Source organism: Amycolatopsis kentuckyensis (genome assembly GCF_002155975.1).
GTDB classification, from domain to species: domain Bacteria; phylum Actinomycetota; class Actinomycetes; order Mycobacteriales; family Pseudonocardiaceae; genus Amycolatopsis; species Amycolatopsis kentuckyensis.
Map to the genome: position 1 here is coordinate 34,054 of NZ_MUMI01000125.1, position 25,086 is coordinate 59,139.

The window sequence follows — 25,086 nt, forward strand, 5'->3', positions numbered from 1 at the left end:
ATGTCGACGGTGGTACTGGTGGCCGCGCTGGTCGCGGCGGGCCTGATCGCGGGGTTGTTCTACGCCTACGCCTGCTCGGTGCTGCCGGGCCTGGCGCGCGGGGACGACAAGACGTTCGTCGAGGGCATGCGCGGGATCAACATCGCGATCGTCAACCCGGTGTTCATGCTGACGTTCCTGGGCGCGCCGCTGCTGGCCGGGGTGGCGGTGTTCCTGCACCTCGGTGCGCCGTCGCTGCCGTGGGTGATCGCGGGATTCGTGTTCCTGGCGGGGATGGTGCTGCTCACCGGGGCGGTGCACATCCCGCTGAACAACGCCCTCGAGCGCGGCGGTGACGACTACGCGGCGGTGCGGGCGGCGTTCGAGACGACATGGGTGCGCTGGAACATCCTGCGCGCCCTGGTGAGCACGGCGGGTTTCGGCTGCCTGGCCGGCGCCGTGCTCACCGGGCGCGGTTAGTCCTCGAGGCGGAAGAGCAGGTCGGTGACCCACTGGGCGGGGTCCGGGACCTCGCGGGGGTCGCTGCGCAGCACTTCCAGGCGGCAGCCCCATTCCTCGCCGTCCGGCCCGTCGGTGCGGTCCCACTTCAGGCCCTGGGCGGCGCCCCAGGCCAGCACGGCCTCGGTGGCGGCGGCCAGGCCGTCCGGGGCGCCGACGTAGGTGTCGAGGACGTACCGGCCCGCGGGCAGCTCGCCGGGGAAGGCGGGCTCGGCCGGGGTGTGGTCGCCGTCGACGGGGATGCCGGCTTCGACGGTGAACCGGGGGCCGGGGTGCAGCACGCGGTAGCGGAAGAACGGGGCTCCGGCCGGGGCGACGCCGCGGGCGGCGAGGGTGCCGATGAGGGGTGGCAGCCGGTCGGCGATCCGCGGGAAGTCCGGGATGCCTACGGTGGCGCGTTCGGCGACGTACCGCTGGGCGGGCCGCTCGACGATGGCAGGCATCAGGCGAAGTCCTCCGGTCCGAGCATCGGGCGGACTTCGATGCTGCCGTAGGTCGCGGCGGGGTGGCGGGCCGCGAGTTCGAGGGCTTCGTCGAGGTCGGCGCAGTCGAGGACGACGAAGCCGCCGATCTGTTCCTTGGCTTCGGTGAACGGCCCGTCGGTGAGCAGCACTTCGCCGTCGCGGACGCGGATCGTGGTGGCTTCCGCCGGCGGGCGCAGGCCGCCACCGCCGCGGATCTTGCCGCGGCGTTCGAGGTCTTCGATCCAGCCGCCGCAGCCGTCGTTCGCGTGTTCTTCGGCGGTTTCGTCGCCGCAGATCATCAGCAGGTACTGCATGTCAGCATCCTTTCAGGACTTCGCGCAGGCGCGCGGCGAAAGCTTCGGCGTCGGTGTCGAACCCGCCGTGGCCCCCGGGGAACACCTCGGTGCCGACGCCGAGGGCCGCGGCCAGCCCCAGGGCGGCCTGGTGGACCGGCAGCCCGGTGGACTGCTCGCCGATGGCGACGACCAGCCGCGCCGGTGTCGCCCGGAGTGCGTCGAGGTCGGGCTCGTAGCCGCCGGTCGCGGGCATGAGGTGGCCGAAGAAGTAGGTGAAGTTGCCTTCGGCGCGGGGGTCGAGCGGCGGGGCGGGGTCGACGCCCACGATCTTCATGAACGCGGCGAAGGCGGCGGCGAGACCTTCCTCGCGGAACAGCGCCGGGATGTCGGGGCCGTCGAGGACTTCGGCGGGCAGGTAACGGGTGACCGGGGGTTCGTGCAATACGACGGTGCCGACGTCGGCGGGGTGGTGGCGCACGAGTTCGAGCAGGGTGATCGCGCCGCCGCTGCTGGCCAGGACGTCGGCCGGGCCGACTTCGGCGAGCAGCCGGTGCACGTCGTCGGCGTGGTCTCCGACCGGGTTCGGGCCCGGGGCGCCGTCGAAGGGGCTGCGGGACAGGCCGCGCGGGTCGAAGGTGACGACGGTGTGGTCTTCGGCCAGCAGCGGCCGCAGGTGTGTGAACACCTGGGCGTCGGCGGGGCCGCCGGGGACCAGCAGCAGCACCGGGCCGGTGCCGTGGACGTCGTAGGTGAGGGTGGCGCCGGGAACGGCGAGGGTGGTCATGGGGCTTCCTCCGGTGGTCGGGTTCCACCCGACCGACGAACGGGCTCGCCCGGGACCGACACCAGCTCCGAAATTCTTCGCGTGAGGTAGGTGCGTTCGGCTTCGGTGCCGGCGAGGTCGCGGGCCTCGGCGTACCAGTGGGCGGCTTCGGCGTCGCGGCCGAGGCGGCGGAGGAAGTCCGCGCGGGTGGCGGCCAGCAGGTGGTAGCCCTGCAGCGGGAGGGCGTCCAGCAGGGCGAGCCCCGCCGCCGGGCCGTCGGCCATGCCGATCGCGATGGCGCGGTTGAGTTCGACGACGGCGCTGGGGACGTGCTTGCGCAGCTGGTCGTAGAGGCCGGCGATCTGGGGCCAGTCGGTGTCGGCCGCGCGGGCGGCGGTGGCGTGGCAGGCGGCGATGGCCGCCTGGATCTGGTACGGCCCGGGACGGCGGCGGCGCAGCGCGGTCTCCAGGACGGCGGTGCCTTCGGCGATCGACGCGGTGTCCCAGCGGGTGCGGTCCTGTTCTTCGAGGGGCACGAGCACGCCCTCGGCGTCGATCCGGGTTTCGCGGCGGGCGTGCTGGAGCAGCATCAGGGCGAGCAGGCCGAGGGCTTCGGGTTCGTCGGGCATCAGCTCGGTGAGGACGCGGGCGAGCCGGATCGCTTCGGCGGCGAGGTCGGGGCGGAGCAGGTCGGGCCCGGCGCTGGCGGAGTAGCCCTCGTTGAAGGTCAGGTAGAGCACGCCGAGCACCGCGGTGGTGCGTTCGGGCAGCAGGTGGGCGGGCGGGACGCGGTAGGGGATGCGGGCGTGGCGGATCTTGCGCTTCACCCGCACGAGCCGCTGGGACATGGTCGCTTCGGGGACGAGGAAGGCGCGGGCGATCTCGGCGGTGGACAGCCCGGCGAGGGTGCGCAGCGCGAGCGCGACCTGGGCTTCGGTGGCCAGCGCGGGGTGGCAGCAGGTGAAGATGAGCCGCAGCCGGTCGTCGGTGACGCCGCTGTCGTCGGGTTCGGGTTCGTCGTGGGTGCGCACGAGGCCGGCCTCCCTGAGCTTGGCGGCGCCGAGGGCGTCGCGGCGGAGCCGGTCGGTGGCGCGGTGGCGGGCGGCCGTGGTCAGCCAGGCGCCGGGCCGGTCCGGGACGCCGTCGCGGGGCCACGTGCGCAGGGCCTGGGCGAAGGCTTCCTGGGCGCATTCCTCGGCGAGGTCCCAGTCGCCGGTGATCCGGATGAGCGTGGCCACGACCTGGCCCCACTCTTCGCGGAACGCCTCGGCGACGGCGGTCTCGACGTCCACCACCCGCTCCTTTCCGCCGGTTTCACCCTCCCGACGAACGGCCGGGCTCCGAACCGACAGCCACGGCGTGACAGGCGCCGAACCCTTCGGCGCGCACGACGATCCGGCCGGCTTCGACGCGGACGGCGGCCTCGGTGGCGTCGCTGACGGCGGTGACGCCGGCGGCGGCCGCGAGTGCGCCGCTCGTGTCGCAGACCAGCCGCAGCCGGGGCCGGTCCGGCGGCGCGATCGCCTGGTCGAGGCAGCTGCGCAGGTCGGCGACGGTGAGCCGGGCCAGCGGGGCGAGTTCACCGGGGTCGCTGGTGACGAGCACGGCGGTGACGTCGGCGCCGGCGCGCACGGCCTCTTCGAAGGCGGCGGCGCGGTGCAGGCCGAGGACGGCGACGACGCCGTCGCCGGGCCGGAAGGACTCGCCGGTCAGCAGGTCGGTCGCCGTCGGCGGGGCCCACGGCTGCCCGTCGGGGCGGGCCTGGGTGGTGATCGGCGGCTCGGCGGGCCAGTCGTCGGCCAGGTCGAGGCGGGGCAGGGCGGCGCAGGCGGTGACGAGGTGGAACGGTTCACCGAAGCCGGGTGCGGCGGCGGCGAGCTGGCTCGCGCCGTGCAGCGTGGTGAGCGCGGCTTCGGCGACCCGGACGAGCCGGCGTCCCGGGCGGACGCGTTCGAGGGCGAGCCCGAGCAGGATCGCGTCGACCTGCATGAGCTGCGCGAAGGGCCGGCGGGTGTGCTCGTCGGCGAGGACTTCGGGCAGCAGGTCGCGGGCGAGCCGGGCGTCCTCGCTGTCGCTGTCGGTGGACAGCGGGAGGCGGGCGATCCAGGCGCGGGCGAAGGCGGCCAGGACGTCGGCGGCGGACGGGTTCGCCGCCGGGGTGGCGGGGCGGGGCGCGCGTTCGGCGAGGTCGGCCAGGACCGCGAAGTACAGGGCGCGCTTGCCGGGGAAGTTGGAGTAGACCGCGCCGCGGGTGAGTTCGGCGCGTTCGGCGATGACGTCGATCTTCGCCTCGCGGAAGCCGCGGCGGGCGAACTCGTCGCGGGCGGCGATGAGCACCTTCGCGCGGTTGCGTTCCTGGGTCTCCGCCCTGCTGAGCCTGACCATCGTCCTCCTTGCCGGGCCATCGCGTGTCAAGATACCGTGGCCACTGAGATGATTAGAACATCTGATTTCAACATCTGGAGTGGTGGATGACCCCCGAGATCGACCTGACCGACCCGAAGGTGCTGACCGACCCGTTCACCGCCTACGACCACGCGCGCGAGGCCGGCGCGGTGGCCAGGCTGGTCATCCCCGGGTTCGGCCCGTTCTGGGCCCTGACCCGGTACGCCGAAGCGCGGGCGATGCTGAGCGACGCGCGGTTCGAGGTGAACTCCGGCAGCTTCCTGCGCCCGCCGGGCATCCCCGAGCACTGCCTGGCCTACCTGGAGACGATGTCGGAGAAGGACGGCCCCGAGCACCTGCGCCTGCGGCGGCTGGTGGCCCCGGCGTTCACGCCGAAGCGGGCCGCGCAGCTGCGGCCGCGGCTGGCGGCGATCACCGGGCGGCTGCTCGACGAGCTGCCCGGGCACGCCGAGGACGGCGTCGTCGACCTGGTGCCGCACTTCGCGCGGCCGCTGCCGATCGACGTCATCTGCGAGCTGGTCGGCATTCCCGACGCCGACCGGCCGCGCTGGCGGGAGTACGGGGCCGCGGTCGCCGGCGGGATGGGCCCGGACTTCGCGGCGGCGATCCCGGCGATCATCGAGGGTGCGAAGGAAGCCGTGGCGCGCAGCCGTGCCGAACCGGGTGACGACCTCATCGGCGACCTGGTGCGGGTCCAGGCCGAGGACGGTGACCGGCTGAGCGACACCGAGCTGGTCACCCTGGTCTGGCACCTGGTCCTGGGCGGGCAGACGCCGGTGAACCTCATCGCCAACGCCGTCGAAGCGCTGCTGCGGCACCCCGATCAGCTGGACCTCCTGCGCGCGGACGCCGGGCTGTGGCCGGGGGCGGTGGAGGAGCTGATGCGCTTCTGCAGCCCGCAGCTGCTGACCACGCCGCGGTTCGCGCGTGAAGACGTCGAGATCGGCGGGCAGGTGATCGGCAAGGGTGACCGGGTGACGGCGGCGATCGTGGCCGCCGACCGCGACCCGCGGGCGTTCGCCGACCCGGACCGCTTCGACATCACCCGCTCGGGGCCGGCGCAGCTGGGCTTCTCGCACGGGCCGCACTTCTGCCTGGGTGCCTCGATCTCGCGGGTGCAGACCGAGGTGGCGTTGTCGTCGCTGTTCGCGCGCTTCCCGGACTTGGCGCTGACCGAGGACGTCCCGCGGGCGCCCGACGGTGGCACCTGGCGCCCGGCACGGCTACTGCTGGCGCTCTGACACGAGCGCTTCGATGCCGTCGAGGACGCGGGCGAGGCCGAACCGGAAGGTGTAGGCCGGGTTCTCGGCGGCGTTGTGGGCCTCGCCGGCAGCTTGGCCGACGCGGGAGGAGATCGGGTAGTGCGCCGCGTCGGCGGCCGGGATGCCGGCCAGCACCGGCCAGGCGCGCTCCCACCACTGGGCGTCGGTCATACCGGTGGCGCGGACCAGGCGGGCGTTGTCGAGGGAGCTGCGCGCGNNCGTCGATCGCGCGCAGCTCCTGCTCGTACTTGGCGAAGCTGTTCGGGCCCAGCGCCGAGCGGCTGGTGGTGACCTGCAGCAGCCAGGGGTGGCGGTGGAACAGCGCCCACTGGTCTTCGGCGATGGCGGTCAGCGCCGCCCGCCAGCCGAGCCCTTCCTCGGGCGTCCCGAGTTCGCCGTGGACGTGGTCGATCATCAGGTCCAGCAGCTCGGCCCGGCCCGGGACGTAGGTGTAGAGCGACATGGGGGAGACGCCGAGCTGCTCGGCGACCCGGCGCATGACGACGGCGTCGATGCCGTCGGCGTCGGCCAGTGCCACCGCCGCGCGCACGACGTCGGCGGTGGCCAGCTTGGGTTTCGGGCCCCGGCGCGGGGGTGCCGAGACGCCCCAGAGCAGCTCGATCGCCCGCCGTGGATCGCCGTCACCGTTGTCCTGCGTGCGCACGCCGGCCATTCTGCCCACCTGATTTCCGTACGACGTACAGAGTTGTGCTAACCTCTTCTTCGTACACTGTACAGAGTTAAAGGGGCAGGATGACTCCGCAGATCCACGCCGAGGGACTTCGCAAGCGCTACGGCGACGCGTACGCCCTCGAGGGGTTCGATCTCTCCGTTCCGGCCGGCACCCTGTGCGGCCTGCTGGGACCCAACGGCGCGGGCAAGACGACCGCGGTCCGCGTGCTCTCGACACTGCTGCGCCACGACGGCGGTGTCGCCCGGGTGGCCGGGTTCGACGTCGCCACCGAACCGGCGAAGGTGCGCTCGGCCATCGGGCTGGTCGGGCAGCAGGCCGCCGTCGACGAAATCCTCTCCGGACGGCAGAACCTGATCCTGTTCGGCCGGCTGCACCACCTGGGCCGGCGCGAGGCCGCCCGCCGCGCCGACGACCTCCTCGGCCGGTTCGGCCTCGCGGACACCGGTTCCAAGCCGGTGTCGGCCTACTCCGGCGGAATGCGGCGGCGCCTGGACCTGGCCGCGTCGCTGCTGGCGGCCCCGCGGGTGCTGTTCCTCGACGAACCGACGACCGGGCTGGACCCGCGCAGCCGCGCCGAGGTCTGGCGGGCGGTGCGGTCGCTGGTGGCGGACGGGACCACGGTGCTGCTCACGACGCAGTACCTGGAGGAGGCCGACCAGCTGGCCGACCGGATTTCCCTCGTCGAGCACGGCCGGGTGATCGCCGAAGGCACCCCGGCGGAGCTGAAGGGCTCGCTCGGGGCGACCCGGATCGAGCTGGTGCTCACCGATCCCGCCGCCCTCGGCGCCGCGGCCGGGCTGCTGGCCCGGGTCACCGGCGCCGAGCCGGTCACCGAGGAACTGCGGGTGAGCGCGCCGGCCGAGCCGTCGATGCTGACCGACGTCGTGCGTGAGCTGGCGGCGACCGAGCTGTCGTTCGTCGACGTGGCGCTGCGGCAGCCGACGCTGGACGAAGTTTTCCTGGAGCTGACGGGGGTGGCGCGATGAGGTGGGCGATCGAAGACGGCTGGACGCTGGCCCAGCGCTACCTCGCCCAGCTGGCCCGGCGCCCGGCCCGCCTGGCCGGGGTGGTGGCGTTCCCGATCCTGATGGTGCTGATCTTCGCCTACCTGCTCGGCGGCGGGATGAGCGTGCCCGGCGGGGGCTCCTACCAGGAGTTCCTGATGCCGGGGATGTTCGCGATGACCATGGCCTTCGGGCTCTCGGGGACGATGATCGCGGTGCTGGACGACACCGGCAAGGGCGTCACCGACCGGTTCCGGTCGCTGCCGATGGCGCCGTCGGCGGTGTTCACCGGGCGCGTGGCGGCGGATCTGGTGAACGCCGTGCTCGCGCTGGCTGTGCTGGTCGGCTGCGGGTTCGCCGTCGGCTGGCGCCCGCACGGCAGCCTGGGTGAGACCCTCGCGGCGCTCGGCCTGCTGCTCCTGCTGCGCACGGCGCTGGTGTGGGCCGGGATCTACCTGGGCCTGCTGACGTCGGATCCGTCGATGGTGTCGCTGGCGCAGACCCTCGAGTTCCCGTTCGGGTTCCTCTCCGGCGCGTTCGTGGCGACCTCGACGATGCCGGCCTGGCTGGGAACCGTGGCCGAGTGGAACCCGTTGTCCTCCACGGTGACCGCGGCGCGGCTGCTGTTCGGCAACCCGGGCGCGGCGGGCACGTCCTGGGTGAGTTCGCACGCGGTGCTGATGGCCGTGGTGTGGCCGCTGGTGCTGCTGGCGGTGTTCGTGCCGTTGACGGTGCGCCGGTACGGGAGGCTGGGGAACTGAACGTCCACTTCGAACCGGGCGAACCACCGCGGGCGGGCCGCCTGGTGGTCGACGGCCGTGCACTGTCCGTTGCGGACGGTCTGCCGGAACTGCTGGCCGGTGCCGATGCCTTCTGGGCGACGGCGGCGCAGGCGGCGTTGCGGCTGGTCGCGGCGGGACGGCTGCTGCCGGGCGTCACCGAGGGCGGGCACGACGCCTGGCGCGTCGGCCCGCTGGAACCGGCGGAAGCGGCGTGGCTGCGGGACCTCGCGGCCGCGATGCCGCCGGACGAGCGCGCGCCGGGGCCGCTGCTGCGGGCCTTCCTCGACGCGGTCGCCGACACGCTACCCCGCACGCCCGCCGCGGCCAAGGCGGCCGGGACGCGGTTGTTCGCCGCCGTCGCGCCGCAGCGCGCGGATTCCCTGCGCGACTGGGCGGACGAGCTGGCCGCCGGCCTGGACTCGGGAATCCGGGTGTCGCTGCGGGTGGAGGCACCGGACGGCTTCGACAGCGGCCGCCTCCAGGCCGTGGTCCAGGTGCACAGCCTGGCCGACCCCGGGCAGGTCGCCGACGCGGCGCAGCTGTGGGAGACCGGGCGGTTCGGGCCGCGGGCCCGCATCGACGTCCTGCTCGCGCTGCGCCGCGCGGCGCAGGTGTGGCCGGCCTTGAGCCCGCTGCTGACCTCGGCGGTGCCGGCCGAACTGGAGCTGGCCCAGGACGACGTCACCGAGCTGGTCGCGGCCGCGGGCCCGCGGCTGGCGGCGGCCGGGATCGACGTGCACTGGCCGGCCGAGCTGGCGGGCTCGCTGACCGTGCGGGCCGTGGTCCGCGCCGGCGACGACCCCGGCGACCTGCCGTCGTTCTTCGGCGGCGGGCGCGCCCTGGCGTTCGACTGGCAGCTCGCCCTGGGCGGTGAGGTGCTGACCGAGGCGGAACTGGACGCCCTCGCCGAAGCCCGCCGTCCGGTGGTGCGGTTGCGCGACCGGTGGGTGCTGGTCGACCCGGCGCTGGCGGCGAAGGCGCGGGAACGGGCGCTCAAGCCGCTGACGCCGGTCGACGCGCTGGGTGCGGTGCTGTCGGGGACGACCGAGGTCGACGGCGAGGTGATCGAGGTCGTCACCGGCGGCTGGCTGGCGCGGTTGCGGGAACGGCTGTCGGAGCCGCCGGAACCCCAGGCCGCGCCGTCCGGGCTGGCCGCGACGCTGCGGGACTACCAGCTGCGCGGACTGCAGTGGCTGGCCACCGTCACCGGGCTCGGCCTGGGCGGGTGCCTCGCCGACGACATGGGGCTGGGCAAGACGGTCACGCTGATCGCGCTGCACCTGCACCGGGCCGCGGGCGCGACCCTGGTGGTGTGCCCGGCGTCGCTGCTGGGCAACTGGGAACGCGAGATCCGCCGGTTCGCCCCCGGTGTGCCGGTGCGGCGCTTCCACGGCAGCGCCCGTTCACTCGAAGACCTCGACGGGTTCGTCCTGACCACCTACGGCACGCTGCGCACCGATCCCGCGCCGCTGGCCTCGGTGCGGTGGGGACTGCTGGTCGCCGACGAGGCCCAGCACGTCAAGAACCACCGCTCGGGCACGGCGAAGGCGCTGCGGCTGGTGCCCGCGGCGGCGCGGGTGGCGCTGACCGGGACGCCGGTGGAGAACACGCTCTCGGAGCTGTGGGCGATCCTCGACTGGACGGCCCCCGGGCTGCTGGGCTCGCTGAGCGAGTTCCGGACCCGCTGGGGCAGGCCGATCGAGGCGGGCGACCCGGCCGCGGCGGAGCGGCTGTCGCGGTTGCTGCGGCCGTTCCTGCTGCGGCGCCGCAAGTCCGATCCGGGGATCGCGCCCGAGCTGCCGGCGAAGACCGAGACCGACCGGCCGGTGGCGCTCAGCGCGGAGCAGGTGGCGCTGTACGAGGCGGTCGTGCGGGAGATGATGGCCGACATCGCCGCGAGCGACGGGATGGCGCGGCGCGGCCGGATCGTGAAGCTGCTGACCGCGCTCAAGCAGATCTGCAACCACCCCGCGCAGTACCTGAAGGAGCCCGGTGGCCGGTCGGGCAAGGTGGAGCTGCTCGACGAGCTGCTGGACACGATCCTCGCCACCGGCGGCGCGGTGCTGGTGTTCACCCAGTACGTCGCCATGGCGCGGCTGCTGGAGAAGCACCTGGCCGGGCGCGGGATCGCGACGCAGCTGCTGCACGGCGGGACGCCGGTGCCCCGGCGCGAAGAACTGGTGGCGCGGTTCCAGAACGGGGAGGTGCCGGTGTTCCTGCTGTCGCTGAAGGCGGCCGGGACGGGGCTGAACCTGACGCGTGCCGACCACGTCGTGCACTTCGACCGCTGGTGGAACCCGGCGGTGGAGGACCAGGCGACCGACCGGGCGTACCGGATCGGGCAGACCCGGCCGGTCCAGGTGCACCGGCTGGTCGCCGAGGGCACGGTCGAGGACCGGATCGCGGCGATGCTGCGGGAGAAGCGGGCACTGGCCGAGGCGGTGCTGGCCGGCGGCGAGGCCGCGTTGACCGAACTGTCGGACACCGAGCTGGCGGAGCTCGTCGAACTGAGGAGCCGTGGATGAGCGACGACCGGGTACGCGGCTTCCCCGCCTTCGGTGCGGGCGGCCACCTGGCGCGTTCGTGGTGGGGCCGGGCGTGGGTGCGCGCGATGGAGGACACCGCGCTGGACCTGCGCCAGCTGAAGAAGGGCCGCAAGTACGCGGCGGCGGGCCTGGTCGGCCCGATCACGGTCAGCCCGGGCCGCATCGCGGCGACGGTCGACGACGCCGACGGCGGCCCGTACCGCACGCAGCTGCGGCTGGCGCAACTGCCGGAGGCGGACTGGACGCGGTTCCTCGACCGGGTGGCTTCCCGGGCGGGGCACCTGGCGGCCCTGCTGGACCGCGACCTGCCGCCCGACCTGGTCGAGGCGGCGGGGGCCGACCTCCTGCCGGGGATCGGCGACCTCGACCCGGAGTGCGACTGCCCGGGCTGGGAGCTGCCGTGCCGGCACGCGGCGGCGTTGTCGTTCCAGGCGTCGTGGCTGCTCGACGCGGACCCGTTCCTGCTGTTGCTGATGCGCGGCAAGGGGGAGCGGGAGATCCGGTTCGAGCTGGAGAGCCGCACGGTGCCGGTGGCCGCGGCGGAACCGGCGGCGGACCGGGTGCCGGGCGAGCTGCCCGACCTGGCCGGGTTCCGGCCGTCGGGAGCCCCGTCGATCCCGGCGGCGCCGGGGGTGCCGGCCGAGACGTTCGCGCTGCTGGCGGCGAACGGAGCCGGCCGGGCGCAGGCGTTGCTGGCCGGGCGGCCGTGGCCGGGCCGGCGGCAGGACGCGGTCCGCTTGGCGGCGGAGTTTCCGGCGGCGCAGGCCCGGCTGGGTGCGGGCGCGGGGTTCGCGCGCGCGGTGGCGGCGTGGCGGTTCGGCGGTCAGGACGGGCTGGAGGTGCTGGAAGCGGCGTGGACCCCGCCGAAGGCGGTGGTGGCGGCCGCGCGGGCGGCGCTGGCGGAGGCGGAGGGCGAGCCGGTGTTCGAGCGGAACCGGTGCACGGTGGGCGAGGTGCAGTTGCGGCTGGATCGCCGGGGCCGCTGGCACCCGTACCGGCTCGAGGGGGAGCAGTGGTGGCCCGCGGGAGTGCCGGAGAGCGATCCGGGGTTGCTGGTGGGGTGAGTTCCGCCGGTCTCGCGGCGGCGCGGTGCGAGATCCCACGGCCCGGAGCGGCGCGGTGCGAGGGCCCACGGCCCGGACATGCGCCCCCGGCGAGCCGCCCTCAGGCGCGATCCGGCCGGCTTCCGCGCGGGAATCCGCCGGATGTCCGGTACCCCGGGCCGCCCGACGGTTCCGCCTCCGCGTCGGGGACCGATGCGCGAGGCTGCCGGGCGGAAATCCGCCAACTTTCCCGGTATCCAGCGCGGTACTCGTTGTCTCCTGTCCCCTGACGGCGGGTTCCGCCGGGCCACTGGGGGTGCGGGCGCGCGGGTTCCTCCCGCGCGCCCGCCCGGTTTCCACCGGTGTCCGACTGCGTTCGCACGAACGACAGTGTTCGGAAGAACCCCGCTGTCGAGGCCGGAGGGGGCTGCCACCACGGGGTTCCCTCCGGCGTCAGGCCGTCGCCTTCACCGCGTAGTCCTTGACCCGCATCGAGTCGTGCATGCGCACGCCGCCGGTGTTGAGCTTCGCGATCGCCCGCGTCAGCCCGGCCGGCAGCGCCGAGACCAGCTGCCCGCCGCGGGCCAGCGCCCACACCCCGGCACGGGAGGCCGGGATCAGCCTCCGCGAGGCACCGATCGCGAAGGCCCGGCTCTGCCGCACCAGCTCGCCCATTTCCCGTTCGTAGGCGGCGAAGGCGCGTTCGTGGTCGCCGCGCGCCGCGGCCAGCTCGCCGGCCAGGACGTACGCGCCGAGCACCGCGAGGCTCGTGCTGCCCCCGACCGCCGGCCCGGGGCAGTAGCCCGCGTCGCCGACAAGGGTGACGCGCCCCCGCGACCAGGTGTCGAGCTGGAGCTGGCTGATGGAGTCGAAGTAGAACGGGCCGGGGCCGTCCAGCTCGGCCAGCCAGCCGTCGACCTGGGGATGCATCCCGGCAAAAGCTGCCCGGAGCAGCTGCTTCTGCCGCGGGACGTCCCGGTGGTGGTAGACGAGCTGCTCGTCGCGGCGGAACAGGAACACCGCGCGGGCCTCGTCCAGGTGCCGGGCGCTGTAGATCCCCGTGGTGCGGCCCGTCCCGAGGTGCATGACGGTCTCGCCGTCGAGGCCGAGCGTGTCCGGCAGGGACAGCACGGCCAGGTACGCGCCGATGAACTTCGTCAGCCCCGCCTCCTCGCCGAACACCAGGCGCCGCACGTTCGAATGCAGCCCGTCGGCGCCGACGACGACGTCGAACCGGCGCGGCGCGGCACGCTCGAAGGTGACCTCGCCGTCGGGGGAGATGGCGGTGACGGAGTCGTCGAACAGGTACTCGACGTCGTCGCGGCCGGCGTCGTAGTAGATCTCGCTGAGGTCGTCGCGCATGACCTCGACGTGCCGGTCCGAGGTGGCTTGGAAGACCTTCGCCAGGTTCACCCGGGTGGGCCGCCGGGCGCCTTCCCGGTGCAGGGTCAGCCGCGTCGTGCCGGTGGCGACGGCTTCGACACGCGGGAGCACGCCCATCCGTTCGGTGATGTCCATGGCCGGCCGGAACAGGTCGACGGCGTGCCCGCCGGTCTTGCGCAGCGCCGGAGCGCGCTCGACGACGGTGACGTCGAAGCCGTGGCGGGTGAGCCAGTACGCCAGCACCGGACCCGCGATGCTGGCGCCGGAGACGAGAATCCGCATGAGTACCTCCCTGACTTAACGGTAGGTAAGTTGTACCACGGATCCTTACCTATCGTTAAGTCAGTTATGCTGGGGCCGTGCCGAAACCCTCCGACACCAAACAGCGCATCCTCGACGTCGCCCGCGACCTGTTCAGCAAGCAGGGGGTGCAGCGCACCAGCCTCCAGGACATCGCCGACCGGCTCGGCATCACCAAGCCCGCGCTCTACTACCACTTCCCCTCACGGGAAGACCTGGTCCGCAGCATCATCCAGCCGCTGCTCGACGACGGCGAGGAGTTCCTCCGCACCCAGGAAGCCCGCGGCGACACACCGGTGCGGGAGCTGATCGAGGGCTTCTTCGACTTCAACCACCGCCATCGCGCGCCGGTGATCATGCTGCTGGCCGAAATGCCGACGCTGGCCGACCTCGGGCTCATCGACCGGGTACTGGGCTGGCGCAGGCGGCTCACCGAGCTGATCTGCGGCCCCGAGCCGACGCTCGACCAGTCCGCCCGCGCGGTCCTCGCCCTGGGCGGGCTGCAGGACGTCTGCATGCAGTTCCCCGACGCCCCGGTCGAGGAACTCAGGGCCGCGGCGGTCGCCGGGGCCCTCGACGCCCTCGGCCGCTGAAACTCCTCCGGCGGCCCGTGTCGAGAACGCACCGCCGGCTCCGTCCCCGGGACAGCAAGACCACTTCCGGTTCCGGAGAAGGAGACGACCCATGCTGCCGAACGAGATCGCCGAGGTGCTCGACCGCCCGCTCAGCCGCGAACTGCTGGCCCGCGACCTGACCCGCCTGGCCTACGTCGCCAAGGACGGCACCCCGCGCGCGATTCCCATCGCCTTCACCTGGAACGGCACGCAGATCGTCCTGTGCACGACGAAGAACGCCCCGAAGCTGCCGTCCCTGCGCGCCAACCCCGCGGTCGCCCTCACCATCGACACCGAGGTGCACCCGCCCAAGATCCTCCTCCTCCGCGGCCGCGCCGAACTGGACATCGTCGACGGCATCCCGGAGGAGTACCTGCAGATGAACGGCAGCTACGAGATGACCCCCGAGCAGCGCATCGAATGGGAACGCGAAGTGCGCTCCCTCTACGACGGCATGGTCCGGATCGTCATCACCCCGACGTGGGCCAAGCTGATCGACTTCGAGACCACCCTGCCCAGCGCCGTCGAGGAACTGGTCCGGCAGCGGGCCGAGCGGGTGGGCTAGCGGTGATGTCCGGGGAGGTTGGTCAGCCGGGTGACCGGCGGCTTGCCGCCGGTTGAGCTGTGGGGTCGGTCATCAAGCGTGGGACCGGTAAGCGAACCCATTGTCCGACAGCATGCAATCGACGCTGACGCCGCGGGCGGCGAACCAGTCCACTGCTCGCCGCAGGACTGCGGTGGCGGTGGCGGCGGTTTCGTCGGGGTGGATTTCGGCGTAGGCGAGGCGGGTGTGGTCGTCGAGCACGGTGTGCACGAAGGCGGTGCCGGTGCGGGCGTGCCGGTCGGTGCTCCAGGTGCCGGTGCGCCGCGAGGTCACTGATCTGTTTTGCCGCCTTGCTGTTTGCCGGCGTAGCGCCAGCCGCCGCGGTCGGGGATGTCGCCGAACTTGGTGACATCGACGTGGATCAGCGAGCCGGGGTGGTCGTGTTCGTAGCGGCGCAGGGGTTCGCCGGTGACCCGGTCGATGTGGGAGAGGCGGTTGATCCGGCAGCGGGTCAGCACCGCGTGCACGGTCGAGGGCGGGAGGCCGAGCCGGCCGGCGATCTGGACCGGCCCGAGCCGGTGCCGCCACCGCAGCCGCACGATCACCCGGACCAGGTGCTCGGGGGTGCGGGTCGGACTGTGGTGTGGGCGGCTGCTGCGGTCAGTCATCCCGGCCTGGCCTTCGCTGCGGTAGCGGTCGGCCCATTTGCGGGCGGTTTGGTGGCGACCATAAACATCTTCGCTGCTGCAGTCGGGGTCCGGCCCTCGACGATCAGCCGGGCCAGCCGCAGGCGGGTGAAGCGGTTCCTAGACAGCTCCACTTCACAACCGGAGGCCTTCACCTGTCACCTCAGCTCGGGACAACGTCCCTGGACATCACAGCTAGCGAACCGCGGCGCGCTCGATGATCGCTCCCGTGTCGACGCCGGCCGGGAGCGTGCCGAACGCGATGCCCCAGTCGCCGCCGAACCGGGACGCGCAGAACGCGTCCGCGACCGCCGGGTGGCCGTGGCGGACCAGCAGCGAGCCCTGCAGCACCAGTGCCATCGCCTCGACCAGCCGCCGCGCCCGGTACTCGATCCCCTCGAGGTCGGTCAGCTCCTTGCGGACCCGGTCCACCGCGTCGTCCAGCCGCGTGTCGCCGCCGGCGGCCTGCTCCACCTCGGCGAAGAACGCCGCCACCGACTCCGGCTGCTTGCCCATCGCGCGCAACGCGTCCAGCGCGGCGACGTTGCCCGAGCCCTCCCAGATCGACGACAGCGGCGCCTCCCGGTAGAGCCGCGGCATCCCCGACTCCTCGACGTAGCCGTTGCCGCCGAAGCACTCCAGGGCCTCGGCCGCGTGCATCGGCGCCCGCTTGCACACCCAGTACTTCGACACCGCGAGCCCCAGCCGGCGGAACGCCTGCTCCTGCGGGTCGTCGCGCCGGTCGCCGGCCGCGGCCAGCCGCATCGCCACCGTCGTCGCCGCCTCGGACTCGAGCACGAGGTCGGCCAGGACGTTCGCCATCAGCGGCTGGTCCACCAGCGCCTTGCCGAACGCGTACCGGTGCGTCGCGTGGTGCACCGCGCGGACCGCCCCCAGCCGCATCCCGGACGCGCTGCCGAGCGTGCAGTCCAGCCGGGTGTTGTTCACCATTTCGATGATCGTGCGGACCCCGCGACCCTCGGCACCGACCAGCCAGCCGACCGCGTGGTCGTACTCGATCTCCGACGACGCGTTCGACCGGTTGCCCAGCTTGTCCTTCAGCCGCTGCAACCGGATCGGGTTGCGCGAGCCGTCCGGCAGGACGCGGGGGAGCAGGAAGCACGACAGCCCGCCCGGCGCCTGCGCCAGCGTCAGGAACATGTCGCACATCGGCGCCGAGGTGAACCACTTGTGCCCGACCAGGGTGTAGCTGCCGTCAGCGGACGGCGTCGCGGTCGTCGTGTTCGCCCGGACGTCCGAGCCGCCCTGCTTCTCGGTCATCGACATCCCCGCCAGCAGCCCGCGCTTGGACGTCGGTTCCCGCAGCCCGAAGTCGTACTCGGTCGCCGCCAGCAGCGGCTCGTACCGCGCCGCCAGCTCCGGGGTCGCGCGCAACGCCGGGATCGCCGCGTAGGTCATCGAAATCGGGCAGCTGTGCCCGGCCTCGACCTGACCCCAGACGTAGAACTTCGCCGCCCGCGCCGCGTGCGCGCCCTTGCGGGGGTCCTGCCACGGCGTGCCGTGCAGGCCGTGCGCCGTCGCGACCTTCATCAGCTCGTGCCAGTACGGGTGGAACTCGACCTCGTCGATCCGGTGGCCGTACCGGTCGTGGGTGCGCAGCACCGGCTCGTTCTCGTTGACCAGCCGGCCCCACTCCTGGGCCTGCTCGGTCCCGGCCAGCCGGCCCAGCTCGTGCAGCTCGCCGGACGCCCAGCTCGCACCGGCCCGCTCGAGCCCGGCCAGCAGCGCCGGGTCGTCGGCGACGTCGTGCCCCGCCAGCGGCGGAACCTGGTTGGTGACCTCATGCGTGGCGGGCATCGGAGCCTCCTAGAGCGCGAAGGATGAATGTGCGAAGCTCGGCGACGTCACCGGCGTTCCCGCTGGTCAACGGCCCGATCAGGACTTCGGCGGCGGCGCCGACCAGCGCGGCGGCGGTGAGCCGGCCGTCCTGCGGCGGCAGCACGCCGTCCCGGACGCCGGCGGCGACGTGCTCGGCGATGACCTCGGTGTAGGCCAGCCGGAACTCCAGCCGCTCGGCGTCGATGAGCGCGTCGACCGGCTCGGCGAGCAGGGCATACGCCTGCTTCGGTGCCTTGAGGGCGCGCTGGGCGAAGGTGTCGACCGCTGCCAGGACCCGCTCGGCCGGTTCGCCCGCCTCCGCCGACGCTGCCCGGACCGCCTCGACCTCCCGCGTCACGACCTGCCGGAAGACGTGCACGACCAGGTCGGCCTTGGTGGGGAAGTGCCGGTAGACACTGCCGACGGCGACCCCCGCCCGCTCGGCCACCGCGGCCACGGAACAGCCGCCGTAGCCGTGTTCGGCCAGCTGCCGCATCGCCGCGGCGATGATCGCCTCGCGCTGGGCGTCGAGGCGTTCCTGCACCTTCGGGGTACGGCGGTAGGGCACGTCAAGAAGTGAAGCACTGATTCATTGCTTCAGTCAACGTTCCAGCAGCCGCTTCGCGCCACGCACTTCGGCCTCGACGTCGGCCCGCAGCCGCCGCCGCAGGAGCGGCTCGGCCAACCAGCGCAGGGGAGCGGGGAACCCGAACGCGATCCGCCGCCGCACCCGGATCCCGCCGTCCACCGGCACGCATTCGAAGTGCGCCTCGAACGTCGACATCCGGCGCGCAAGACGGTTCTCCGGCCGGTCGGGCAGCCGGACGTCGACCCGCCGGCCCGGCGTCAGCGTCATCCGGGACACGACCTTCGGACCCGGCCCCAGCCCAGGCAGCGCCGAGCGGAACCGGAACTCGGTGACGTCGCCGTCGGTGCGGACCCAGTCGATCCGGCCCAGCTTGCGGTCGACCTCCGCGTAGCGGCGCGGGTCCATCACCAACGCCAGGAACGCCTCCGGCGTGCACGACACGGTCTCTTCCACGATGACCTCGACCATAGAAAGAGAGTAGTTTCTCACTATGGCTCGGACAACCCCCGGCGTCACCCGCCGCCGCATCCTCGACGAAGCCGTCCACCTCTTCGCCACCCGCGGCTACGACACGACCTCCGTCGCCGACATCCAGACCGCCTGCGGCCTCAACCCCGGCAGCGGCGCCCTCTACAAGCACTTCCCGTCCAAAGCCGCCCTCCTCGAAGCCGCCGTGCACGACAACCTGGCGCGCCTGACCGGCCGCACCGCCGAAACCGCCGACGCGCGGCTGCCCGACGACCCCCGCGAAGCCCTGCGCGTCCTCGCCGACGTCGTCTGGGCGTTCATGGCCGCCGACCGCGACCTCATCCGCCTGATGATCCGCGAATTCAGCGGCTTCCCCGAGCTGTTCGAGCAGATGTGGCGGCACGTGGTCGCGACCGTCTACCGCCGCGGCACCGAGTGGATCACCAGCCTGCGGGACCAGGGGAGAGCCGACGTGAGCGACCCCGAAGCCACCGCCGCCGTGCTCGTCGCGTCGCTGACCTACTACCCGATCCTCGACGTCCTCATCGGACACACCCCCGGCGACCTCGAACCGGACCGCTTCCTCGCCGCCTGGCTCGACTCCTCGATCGCCGCCCTGCGGCTCACCTGATCACGCACCCCGCTTCACCAGCGCCACCAGGTACCGGCACGGCACCGAACCCGGGTTCGCGAACACGCAGTCCGCCGCCGGCCCCAGCTGCAGGCAGTCGCCGGCGTCCAGCTCGTGCACCTGCCCGCCCTCGTGGAACCGCAGATGCCCCGCCAGCACCCAGATCTGCTGGTGCAGGAACGCATACGTCCCCGCCGTCAACGGCACCTCCACCCCCGGCGGCAGCTCCACCTCCACCAGCTCCAGCGGCCGCCCGGCCGCGGGGGAGACCGACCGCCTGCGGTACCCGGAGTCCGGATCCACCCACACCGGCTGCTCCGCCGCCCGCGCCAGACGGCGCTCGTCGCCCTCAGCCCGCGCGATCAGCTCCGACAACGTCAGGCCCAGCGCCGCCGACAGCTTCGCCAGCAACGCCGCCGTCGGCTGCACGTCACCCCGCTCGATCTTGCCGATCATCGCCCGCGAGACCCCCGACCGGTCGGCGAGCGCCGCGGCCGAGAGACCTTGGGACGTCCGGGCGGCGTGCACCGTGGCGGCCAAGCGATCAGTCAGGGGATCGGTCATAACTCTGGATACTATACGAGTCACTGTGGCTACCATATGAGCCATGATGATCCGAGACGCCACCGCCCAGGACGCCGCCGCCTGCGCCACCCTCTACGCGCCCTACGTCACCGACACCGCCGTCTCCTTCGAAACCGACCCGCCCGACGCGGCCGAAATGGCCCGCCGCATCGACAGCGCCCACGCCTGGTTCGTCCTCGAAGACCACGGCCGGATCGCCGGGTACGCCTACGCCACCCGCTTCGCCGAACGCGCCGCCTACCGCTGGTCCTGCGAAACGAGCATCTACCTCGAACAAGGCCGCCGCCGCACCGGCGCCGGCCGCGCACTGTACGAAGCCCTCTTCGAGCGGCTGAGCGCACGCGGGTTCTGCCGCGCCTTCGCCGGGATGACCCTGCCGAACGACGCCAGCGCCGGACTCCACCGCGCGCTCGGCTTCGAACCCGCCGGCGTCTACCGCCGGGTCGGCTGGAAGCACGGGGCCTGGCGCGACGTCGCCTGGGTCCAGAAGGACCTTCGCGCAACTGAAGGTTGCACATCCGCACCCGGCGAGCTAACGTGACAAGCAACCAAACGTTGCACGAGGAGCTCACATGGAACACGGCAGCATCGAACGGGAAATCCACATCGACGCCCACCCCGAAGTCGTCTTCGACGTCGTCAGCAGCCCCCGGCACCTCCGCGAATGGTGGCCCGACGAAGCCGACTACCCCGTCGAACCCGGGGGAGAAGGCCGCATCGGCTTCGGCGGATCCTGGGTCCGGTTCACCGTCGTCGACGCCATCCCCCCGAAACACTTCTCCTTCCGCTGGACCCACGCCGAAGGGGAGACCGCCGCACCCGGCAACTCGTTCCTCGTCGTCTTCGAACTCGAACCCGACGGCACCGGCACCCGCCTCCGGATGACCGAAACCGGCTTCCGCGAACGCGGCTGGGACGAAGCCAAGATCGCCGCCGAACACGCCGACCACGTCACCGGCTGGGACCACTTCCTGTCCCGCCTGCCCGCCTACGCCACCCGAGTCGGAGCCACCCGGTGAGCACCACCGTGGACGACGACCTCTGGTCCGCCATCGGCGACCCCACCCGCCGCCGCATGCTCGACCTGCTGCTCAACCAGGGGAGCGGCACCGCAACCAGCCTCAGCGAACACCTCCCGGTGACCCGCCAGGCCGTCGCCAAGCACCTCGCCGTCCTCGACCGCGCCGGCCTCGTCCACGCCCACAGCGCCGGCCGCGAAAAACAGTTCCGCGTCGACGAAGAACAGCTCGCCCGCGCCGTCGCCCAGCTCACCACCGTCGGCAACACCTGGGACGCCCGGCTCCGCCGCATCAAGCACATCGCCGAAACCATCGAGAAGAGGAACCGGTAGAAATGGACATCCTGCACCGCATCGGCACCCACAACACCACGCCGGACAAGGTCTACGACGCGATCACCACGCTCGACGGCCTCTCCGCCTGGTGGACCGAGAAAACCGTGGGGGACACCGAACTCGGCGGCGTCATCGCGTTCCGCTTCATCCCGGGCGGCTTCGACATGAAGGTCCTCGAACTCGACCCGGGCCGGCTCGTCCGCTGGGAAGTCGTCGACGGGCCGCCGGAGTGGATCGGCACGACGATCCGCTGGGAACTCGAGCAGCGCGGCGACTACACGATCGTCCTGTTCAAGCACGAAGGCTGGCGCGAGGCGGGCGAGTTCATGCACCACTGCAGCACGAAGTGGGCGAGCTACCTGATGAGCCTCAAGCAGCTCGTGGAAACCGGGGAAGGAGCCCCGGCACCGCGGGACGTGATGATCAGCGACTGGCACTAACGTCCCACGGTGTGACGGATTATGACGTGCTTGCCGAGGTGTACGAATGGCTCATCTCAGACGCGAAGTCGACTCCAGCCGAGTTCGCCGCGTCGTTCGACGACGTCCTCGGTCTCCTGCCGCCGAACGCTCACGTCCTCGACTGTTCGTGCGGAACCGGACAGCTGGCGGTCGGCCTCGCCGGTCGCGGCATGCGCGTGGTCGCCACGGACGCCAGCGAAGCGATGGTGCGCCGGACCGCGGAGCTGGCCGAGGAGTACGGGGCATCCGTCCAGGCCGTGCGTGCGACCTGGGAAGAGCTGCCCGACCATTTCGAGGACGACACGTTCGACATGGTGTTCTGCGTCGGCAACTCGCTGCACCACGCCGCGGGCGCGGCAGGCAGGGGAGCTGCCCTGGAGTCGATGGCCCGCCTTCTGCGCCCTGGCGGGCGCTTGGTCCTCACCTCCCGCACCTGGGAACTCGTGAGGGCCAGGGGTTCCCGGCTCGACGTCGGTGACCGGCTCGTCCGCCGGAACGGTCGCGATGCCGTCGTGATCTACCGCTGGGAGATCGCGCCGCAGTGGGAGGAGGAGCACCACATCGAGATTGCGATCGCGCAGGTCGATCCGACCGGGTCGGTTCTCGTTCGCTCGGAACTGCTGTCCTGCTGGCCCTACCGGTACGAGGAACTCGAAGGCGAACTGCACCGGGCTGGACTCCGGACGGAAGTGAGCACGTTCGACCTCGAGGCCGAGAACTACATGGTGGTCGCGAGCAAGGGGTAGCTGCCGGCGAACGTTACTTGACATAATGTACATTATCGGCACTTGGCGGCACGCTGGACGGAAGGCCGGGAGGGGTGCCGGATCCAGGGTCGGGCGTTGTCCGGTTGCGGGAGCGTTCGCTTCGTCAGGACGGCTCCTGTCAGCGTTTCGGTCGCCTCCTCAAAGGGCCGCGACCGATTTGAGCCCTGAGAGGCCCGAGAGCATCCCCTGAGGGGCGCCAGTCCGAGGTCCGGCCACTCGACCTCAAAACGTCACGGTGACGAAATTGGCTGGGGTTCGGTGGCCGCCGACTCGTCGTGCAACAACGCAGTCGGCGACCCATCAGCCATCGGCCCCGGGCTCCCGTCGCCGGACCGCAGGCCGCCTGTCGGCCGGTGTCGAACATGTGTGCGCATGCCCCGCCGTGCGCGCGCAGGGCGCCTCGAGGGCTCGAGACGGCCTCCGGAGAGTTCCGTGTCCCCCAAGGGGAAGCTCCTGGGTCACACCGCTGTTTCATGCATAATGGCAATTATGCATGAAACAGCGGGTTCGGGACCGCCCGCGGAAACTGTCGGTGGTGTGCGGTACAAGATCCACATGAAGGTTTCCGAGGCCCAGCAAGCCTTCTTCGCCGCCCGCCGTCCGCGCAAGGACTCCCCGCACACCACCGACGCCTACCGCCGGGATCTCGCCGGCATCACCACTCTCCTGGTTTCGGAGCTCGGCCGCCCGGCCGAGGACCTGGAGGTCGCCGATCTCACCGGCCCGGCGCTGCGGTCGGCGTTCGGCGCGTTCGCGGACGGGCACGCGAAGAGCTCGGTGCTGCGGGCGTGGTCGACGTGGAACCAGTTCCTCACGTTCTGCGTGGCCGACGGGCTGCTGGCGGGCAATCCGATGGGTGCGGTGGCGCGGCCGCGGACGCCGGCGTTGACGCCGAAGCCGTTGCGGGGCGAAGAAACCCCGGAGCAGCTGCTGTCGGCGGCGGCCGCGGGGTCGCGGCGCGCGCGGGATCCGTGGCCGGAGCGGGACGTGCTGGTGATCGCGCTGGGGCTGGTGGCGGGGTTGCGGGCGGCGGAGATGCGGGCGCTGACGTCGCGGTCGCTGGTGGGGCGCGCCGGTGAGCTGCGGTTGCACGTGCGGGGGAAGGGCAGCCGGGACCGGTCGATCCCGGTGCAGCCGGTGCTAGCGGAGTTGATCGAGCGGTACCGGGAGTCGTGCCGGGTGCGGTTCCCGAACGTGCGGTTCTCCCCTGGTTCGCCGTTGTTGCTGGATCGGGCGGGTGAGCCGATCGGGCGGGGTGCGCTGGAGTACCTGGTGAAGTCGTGTTACCGGGGTGCGGGGTTGCACGACCGGGTGCCGGTGGGGGCGAATCTGCACGCGTTGCGGCACACGTTCGCGACGCGGTTGGCGGAGGACGGGGCGACGGCCTCGGAGATCATGGCGTTGCTGGGGCACGCGAGCTTGGCGACGAGCCAGAACTACATCGAGGCGACGGGGCGTGAGCAGCGTGCGGCGGCGGCGAGCAACCGGACGTACCGGGCCTTGGACGGGTTGGGGTGAGGCCCGGCGGTTCAGCGGAGTTGTTCGAGGTCCTTGGCGGCGCGGGCGATCTCCTGGGCGAGGCCGCGTAGCTCGCGGGCGTCGGCTCCGTCGTCGGCGGCGGTGACGATGTCTTCGGCGGCGCAGCGGAGCTGGAACAGGCGGTCCTGGAGGGCCGCGATCTCGGTGTCGGAGAGCACGACGGCGTCTTCGGGCAGGCCGCTGCGCTGGAGCGCGGTGCGGCGTTCGTAGGCGCGCTGGCGGCAGGATTGGCCGCAGTAGCGGCGGCGGCGGCCGACGTTGCCGCCTTCGGGGAGGCGTCGTCCGCACCAGCCGCAGTGCTTGGGGGCGCCTCGGCGGGCCGGGGCGAGCTCGATCGTGGTCGGCTGGGTCAGTTCGGCGGCTTCCCTCACCCGGGAGACCCTAGCTGGCCACCGTTTGCTCATGCCGGGGTCATGGCGGAAGGGCACACTTGGGGGATGCAGGCTTCGTTTCCGTACCTGGCTGATCCGGTCCCCCGTGCGTTCGCGCACCGGGGGTGGCACCTCGGTGACCTCGAGGGGCTGGAGAACTCGTTGCCGGCGTTCAAGCGGGCGTGTGCGGAGGGGTACCGGTACCTCGAGACGGACGTGCACGCGACGGCGGACGGGGTGGTGGTGGTCCACCACGATCCGGACCTGGACCGGACGACCGATGGCTCCGGGCCGATCGCGGCGCAGACGTGGGAGCAGCTGAAGAACGTCAAGGTCGGCGGGAAGGCGCCGCTGTCGCGGCTGGAGGACGTGCTCGAGGAGCTGCCGGATGCGCGGTTCAACGTGGACGTGAAGGCCGATCGGGCGGTGGAGCCGTTCGTGCGGGTGCTGGAGCGGACGGGGGCGTTCGACCGGGTGGCGGGGGCGGCGTTTTCGGACGCGCGGCTGGTGCGGTTGCGGAAGCTGGCGGGGCCGCGGTTGGTGACGGCGATGGGGCCGCGGTCGGCGTTCGCGTTGTGGGTGCGGGGCCGGTTGCCGCTGCTCCCCCTCGGCCGGCTGGTGCTGGGGGCGATGGCTCAGGTGCCGGTGCGGCAGGGGGCGTTGCGGGTGGTGGACAAGGCGTTCCTGGCGATGGCCGGCCGCTCGGGCATCGAGGTGCACACGTGGACGATCGACGATCCGGCGGAGATGCGGATGCTGCTGGACCTGGGGGTGCACGGGATCGTGACGGACCGGCCGGATCTGCTGCGCGAGGTGCTGATCGAGCGGGGTGCGTGGCGGCGGTCGCAGGAGGCGTGAGGTTCAGCGGGGTGGTTTGCCGGTCCAGGCGGCTTCCCAGGTCTTGGGGCCGAGGAGGCCGCTGTCCTTGATGCCGTTGGCGCGCTGGAGGTCGAGGACGGCGGTGCGGGTCTTGTCGAGGTAGCAGCCGGTGCCGGTGAAGCCGTAGCCGAAGGCATTCATGCGGAGCTGGAAGGTTTTGAGCGGGTCGGCGCAGTCGCCGTAGCTGTAGACGACGCCGGGCCAGGCGGGCCGGCGTCGTCTACAGCTACGGCGACTGCGCCGACCCGCTCAAAACCTTCCAGCTCCGCATGAATGCCTTCGGCTACGGCTTCACCGGCACCGGCTGCTACCTCGACA

The 25,086-nt window shown here is 72.5% G+C and carries 27 protein-coding genes and 4 pseudogenes; 17 read left to right on the plus strand and 14 right to left on the minus strand.

What is annotated here, in order from left to right; genetic code table 11:
- Positions 1-459 carry an anthrone oxygenase family protein gene (locus tag CCN39_RS13475; RefSeq protein WP_086841898.1) on the plus strand — a complete coding sequence of 153 codons (459 nt, stop codon included), beginning with the start codon at positions 1-3 and terminating at the stop codon, positions 457-459.
- On the opposite strand, the gene CCN39_RS13480 is transcribed toward CCN39_RS13475, so the two are convergent.
- Genes CCN39_RS13480 through CCN39_RS13500 form a run of 5 tightly spaced genes read right to left on the minus strand, consistent with a single transcriptional unit; the run spans position 456 to position 4,406 of the window.
- Positions 456-941, minus strand: a complete 486-nt coding sequence (locus CCN39_RS13480) for a GyrI-like domain-containing protein (RefSeq protein WP_086841900.1) — start codon at positions 939-941, stop codon at positions 456-458. The two genes, CCN39_RS13475 and CCN39_RS13480, sit on opposite strands and share 4 nt — an antisense overlap.
- Positions 941-1,276 carry a YciI family protein gene (locus CCN39_RS13485; RefSeq protein WP_086841902.1) on the minus strand — a complete coding sequence of 112 codons (336 nt, stop codon included), beginning with the start codon at positions 1,274-1,276 and terminating at the stop codon, positions 941-943. The genes CCN39_RS13480 and CCN39_RS13485 overlap by 1 nt, the downstream gene beginning before the upstream one ends.
- Position 1,277: 1 nt before the next feature.
- Entirely contained in the window at positions 1,278-2,042 is a 765-nt protein-coding gene (locus tag CCN39_RS13490) for an alpha/beta fold hydrolase (protein WP_086841904.1), read from the minus strand.
- A complete protein-coding gene (locus CCN39_RS13495; protein ID WP_086841906.1) occupies positions 2,039-3,313 on the minus strand; it encodes an RNA polymerase sigma factor in 1,275 nt (424 codons plus the stop codon). Before CCN39_RS13495 ends, CCN39_RS13490 begins: the two co-directional genes overlap by 4 nt.
- A gap of 22 nt (positions 3,314-3,335) precedes the next feature.
- Positions 3,336-4,406: a TetR/AcrR family transcriptional regulator gene (locus CCN39_RS13500; RefSeq protein WP_086841908.1), complete on the minus strand. Its 1,071-nt coding sequence runs from the start codon at positions 4,404-4,406 to the stop codon at positions 3,336-3,338.
- Positions 4,407-4,492: 86 nt separating this feature from the next.
- Here CCN39_RS13500 and CCN39_RS13505 point away from each other — a divergent pair, with 86 nt between their 5' ends.
- The gene (locus tag CCN39_RS13505) at positions 4,493-5,668 is read left to right on the plus strand and encodes a cytochrome P450 family protein (RefSeq protein ID WP_086841910.1); all 1,176 of its coding nucleotides are present in this window, start codon (positions 4,493-4,495) and stop codon (positions 5,666-5,668) included.
- On the opposite strand, the pseudogene CCN39_RS13510 reads toward CCN39_RS13505, so the two are convergent.
- A pseudogene (locus CCN39_RS13510) lies at positions 5,651-6,362 on the minus strand (TetR/AcrR family transcriptional regulator). The gene CCN39_RS13505 and the pseudogene CCN39_RS13510 sit on opposite strands and share 18 nt — an antisense overlap.
- An 80-nt stretch (positions 6,363-6,442) precedes the next feature.
- Between CCN39_RS13510 and CCN39_RS13515 the strand changes: the two are divergent.
- Genes CCN39_RS13515 through CCN39_RS52580 form a run of 4 tightly spaced genes read left to right on the plus strand, consistent with a single transcriptional unit; the run spans position 6,443 to position 11,779 of the window.
- Positions 6,443-7,369 (plus strand): ATP-binding cassette domain-containing protein, encoded by a 927-nt coding sequence (locus tag CCN39_RS13515; protein ID WP_086841911.1) that lies wholly within the window; start codon positions 6,443-6,445, stop codon positions 7,367-7,369.
- Positions 7,366-8,148: an ABC transporter permease gene (locus tag CCN39_RS13520; protein WP_086841913.1), complete on the plus strand. Its 783-nt coding sequence runs from the start codon at positions 7,366-7,368 to the stop codon at positions 8,146-8,148. The genes CCN39_RS13515 and CCN39_RS13520 overlap by 4 nt, the downstream gene beginning before the upstream one ends.
- 44 nt (positions 8,149-8,192) lie before the next feature.
- Positions 8,193-10,694 (plus strand): SCO1167/SCO6262 family helicase, encoded by a 2,502-nt coding sequence (locus CCN39_RS13525; RefSeq protein WP_086841914.1) that lies wholly within the window; start codon positions 8,193-8,195, stop codon positions 10,692-10,694.
- On the plus strand, positions 10,691-11,779 hold the full coding sequence (locus CCN39_RS52580; protein ID WP_086841916.1) for an SWIM zinc finger family protein: 1,089 nt from the start codon (positions 10,691-10,693) through the stop codon (positions 11,777-11,779). The genes CCN39_RS13525 and CCN39_RS52580 overlap by 4 nt, the downstream gene beginning before the upstream one ends.
- 432 nt (positions 11,780-12,211) lie before the next feature.
- Here the strand turns inward: CCN39_RS52580 and CCN39_RS13535 are convergent, their stop codons facing one another.
- A complete protein-coding gene (locus tag CCN39_RS13535) occupies positions 12,212-13,423 on the minus strand; it encodes an FAD-dependent monooxygenase (protein ID WP_086841918.1) in 1,212 nt (403 codons plus the stop codon).
- A gap of 77 nt (positions 13,424-13,500) precedes the next feature.
- On the opposite strand from CCN39_RS13535, the gene CCN39_RS13540 reads away from it, so the two are divergent.
- Positions 13,501-14,034: a TetR/AcrR family transcriptional regulator gene (locus CCN39_RS13540; protein ID WP_086841920.1), complete on the plus strand. Its 534-nt coding sequence runs from the start codon at positions 13,501-13,503 to the stop codon at positions 14,032-14,034.
- A gap of 91 nt (positions 14,035-14,125) precedes the next feature.
- Entirely contained in the window at positions 14,126-14,620 is a 495-nt protein-coding gene (locus tag CCN39_RS13545) for a pyridoxamine 5'-phosphate oxidase family protein (RefSeq protein WP_086841923.1), read from the plus strand.
- A 75-nt stretch (positions 14,621-14,695) separates the two neighbouring features.
- On the opposite strand, the pseudogene CCN39_RS13550 reads toward CCN39_RS13545, so the two are convergent.
- From CCN39_RS13550 to CCN39_RS13565, 4 genes and pseudogenes are all read right to left on the minus strand, one after another.
- Positions 14,696-15,419: pseudogene (locus CCN39_RS13550) on the minus strand (helix-turn-helix domain-containing protein); the annotation flags it as partial.
- A 61-nt stretch (positions 15,420-15,480) separates the two neighbouring features.
- The gene (locus CCN39_RS13555) at positions 15,481-17,103 is read right to left on the minus strand and encodes an acyl-CoA dehydrogenase family protein (protein ID WP_086841925.1); all 1,623 of its coding nucleotides are present in this window, start codon (positions 17,101-17,103) and stop codon (positions 15,481-15,483) included.
- Entirely contained in the window at positions 17,087-17,692 is a 606-nt protein-coding gene (locus tag CCN39_RS13560; protein WP_086841927.1) for a TetR/AcrR family transcriptional regulator, read from the minus strand. Before CCN39_RS13560 ends, CCN39_RS13555 begins: the two co-directional genes overlap by 17 nt.
- Positions 17,693-17,725: 33 nt before the next feature.
- Positions 17,726-18,181, minus strand: a complete 456-nt coding sequence (locus CCN39_RS13565; protein ID WP_086841929.1) for an SRPBCC family protein — start codon at positions 18,179-18,181, stop codon at positions 17,726-17,728.
- A gap of 22 nt (positions 18,182-18,203) precedes the next feature.
- Here CCN39_RS13565 and CCN39_RS13570 point away from each other — a divergent pair, with 22 nt between their 5' ends.
- Positions 18,204-18,812 (plus strand): TetR/AcrR family transcriptional regulator, encoded by a 609-nt coding sequence (locus CCN39_RS13570; RefSeq protein WP_086841931.1) that lies wholly within the window; start codon positions 18,204-18,206, stop codon positions 18,810-18,812.
- Here the strand turns inward: CCN39_RS13570 and CCN39_RS13575 are convergent, their stop codons facing one another.
- Complete coding sequence (locus CCN39_RS13575; protein ID WP_086841933.1) at positions 18,813-19,376, minus strand: helix-turn-helix domain-containing protein; 564 nt, start codon at positions 19,374-19,376, stop codon at positions 18,813-18,815.
- Between the two features lie 46 nt (positions 19,377-19,422).
- Here CCN39_RS13575 and CCN39_RS13580 point away from each other — a divergent pair, with 46 nt between their 5' ends.
- The 6 genes from CCN39_RS13580 (at position 19,423) to CCN39_RS13605 (ending at position 23,497) form a co-directional block, all read left to right on the plus strand.
- Positions 19,423-19,938 carry a GNAT family N-acetyltransferase gene (locus tag CCN39_RS13580; RefSeq protein ID WP_086841952.1) on the plus strand — a complete coding sequence of 172 codons (516 nt, stop codon included), beginning with the start codon at positions 19,423-19,425 and terminating at the stop codon, positions 19,936-19,938.
- 31 nt (positions 19,939-19,969) lie between these two features.
- Positions 19,970-20,416, plus strand: a complete 447-nt coding sequence (locus CCN39_RS13585) for an SRPBCC domain-containing protein (protein WP_086841935.1) — start codon at positions 19,970-19,972, stop codon at positions 20,414-20,416.
- Positions 20,413-20,748, plus strand: coding sequence for an ArsR/SmtB family transcription factor (locus CCN39_RS13590; RefSeq protein WP_086841936.1), 336 nt, complete (start codon positions 20,413-20,415; stop codon positions 20,746-20,748). The genes CCN39_RS13585 and CCN39_RS13590 overlap by 4 nt, the downstream gene beginning before the upstream one ends.
- A gap of 2 nt (positions 20,749-20,750) precedes the next feature.
- On the plus strand, positions 20,751-21,191 hold the full coding sequence (locus tag CCN39_RS13595; protein WP_086841939.1) for an SRPBCC family protein: 441 nt from the start codon (positions 20,751-20,753) through the stop codon (positions 21,189-21,191).
- Between the two features lie 11 nt (positions 21,192-21,202).
- Positions 21,203-21,958, plus strand: coding sequence for a class I SAM-dependent methyltransferase (locus tag CCN39_RS13600; protein WP_086841941.1), 756 nt, complete (start codon positions 21,203-21,205; stop codon positions 21,956-21,958).
- Between the two features lie 558 nt (positions 21,959-22,516).
- Positions 22,517-23,497 carry a tyrosine-type recombinase/integrase gene (locus CCN39_RS13605; RefSeq protein ID WP_086841943.1) on the plus strand — a complete coding sequence of 327 codons (981 nt, stop codon included), beginning with the start codon at positions 22,517-22,519 and terminating at the stop codon, positions 23,495-23,497.
- 11 nt (positions 23,498-23,508) lie between these two features.
- On the opposite strand, the gene CCN39_RS13610 is transcribed toward CCN39_RS13605, so the two are convergent.
- Positions 23,509-23,889, minus strand: coding sequence for a hypothetical protein (locus CCN39_RS13610; protein ID WP_086841945.1), 381 nt, complete (start codon positions 23,887-23,889; stop codon positions 23,509-23,511).
- A 66-nt stretch (positions 23,890-23,955) separates the two neighbouring features.
- Between CCN39_RS13610 and CCN39_RS13615 the strand changes: the two genes are divergently transcribed.
- The gene (locus CCN39_RS13615) at positions 23,956-24,747 is read left to right on the plus strand and encodes a glycerophosphodiester phosphodiesterase family protein (protein WP_086841946.1); all 792 of its coding nucleotides are present in this window, start codon (positions 23,956-23,958) and stop codon (positions 24,745-24,747) included.
- 3 nt (positions 24,748-24,750) lie between these two features.
- Here the strand turns inward: CCN39_RS13615 and CCN39_RS13620 are convergent.
- A pseudogene (locus tag CCN39_RS13620) lies at positions 24,751-24,981 on the minus strand (peptidoglycan-binding domain-containing protein); the annotation flags it as partial.
- On the opposite strand from CCN39_RS13620, the pseudogene CCN39_RS51715 reads away from it, so the two are divergent.
- Positions 24,981-25,086, plus strand: a pseudogene (locus CCN39_RS51715) (transglycosylase family protein); the annotation flags it as partial. The pseudogenes CCN39_RS13620 and CCN39_RS51715 overlap by 1 nt on opposite strands.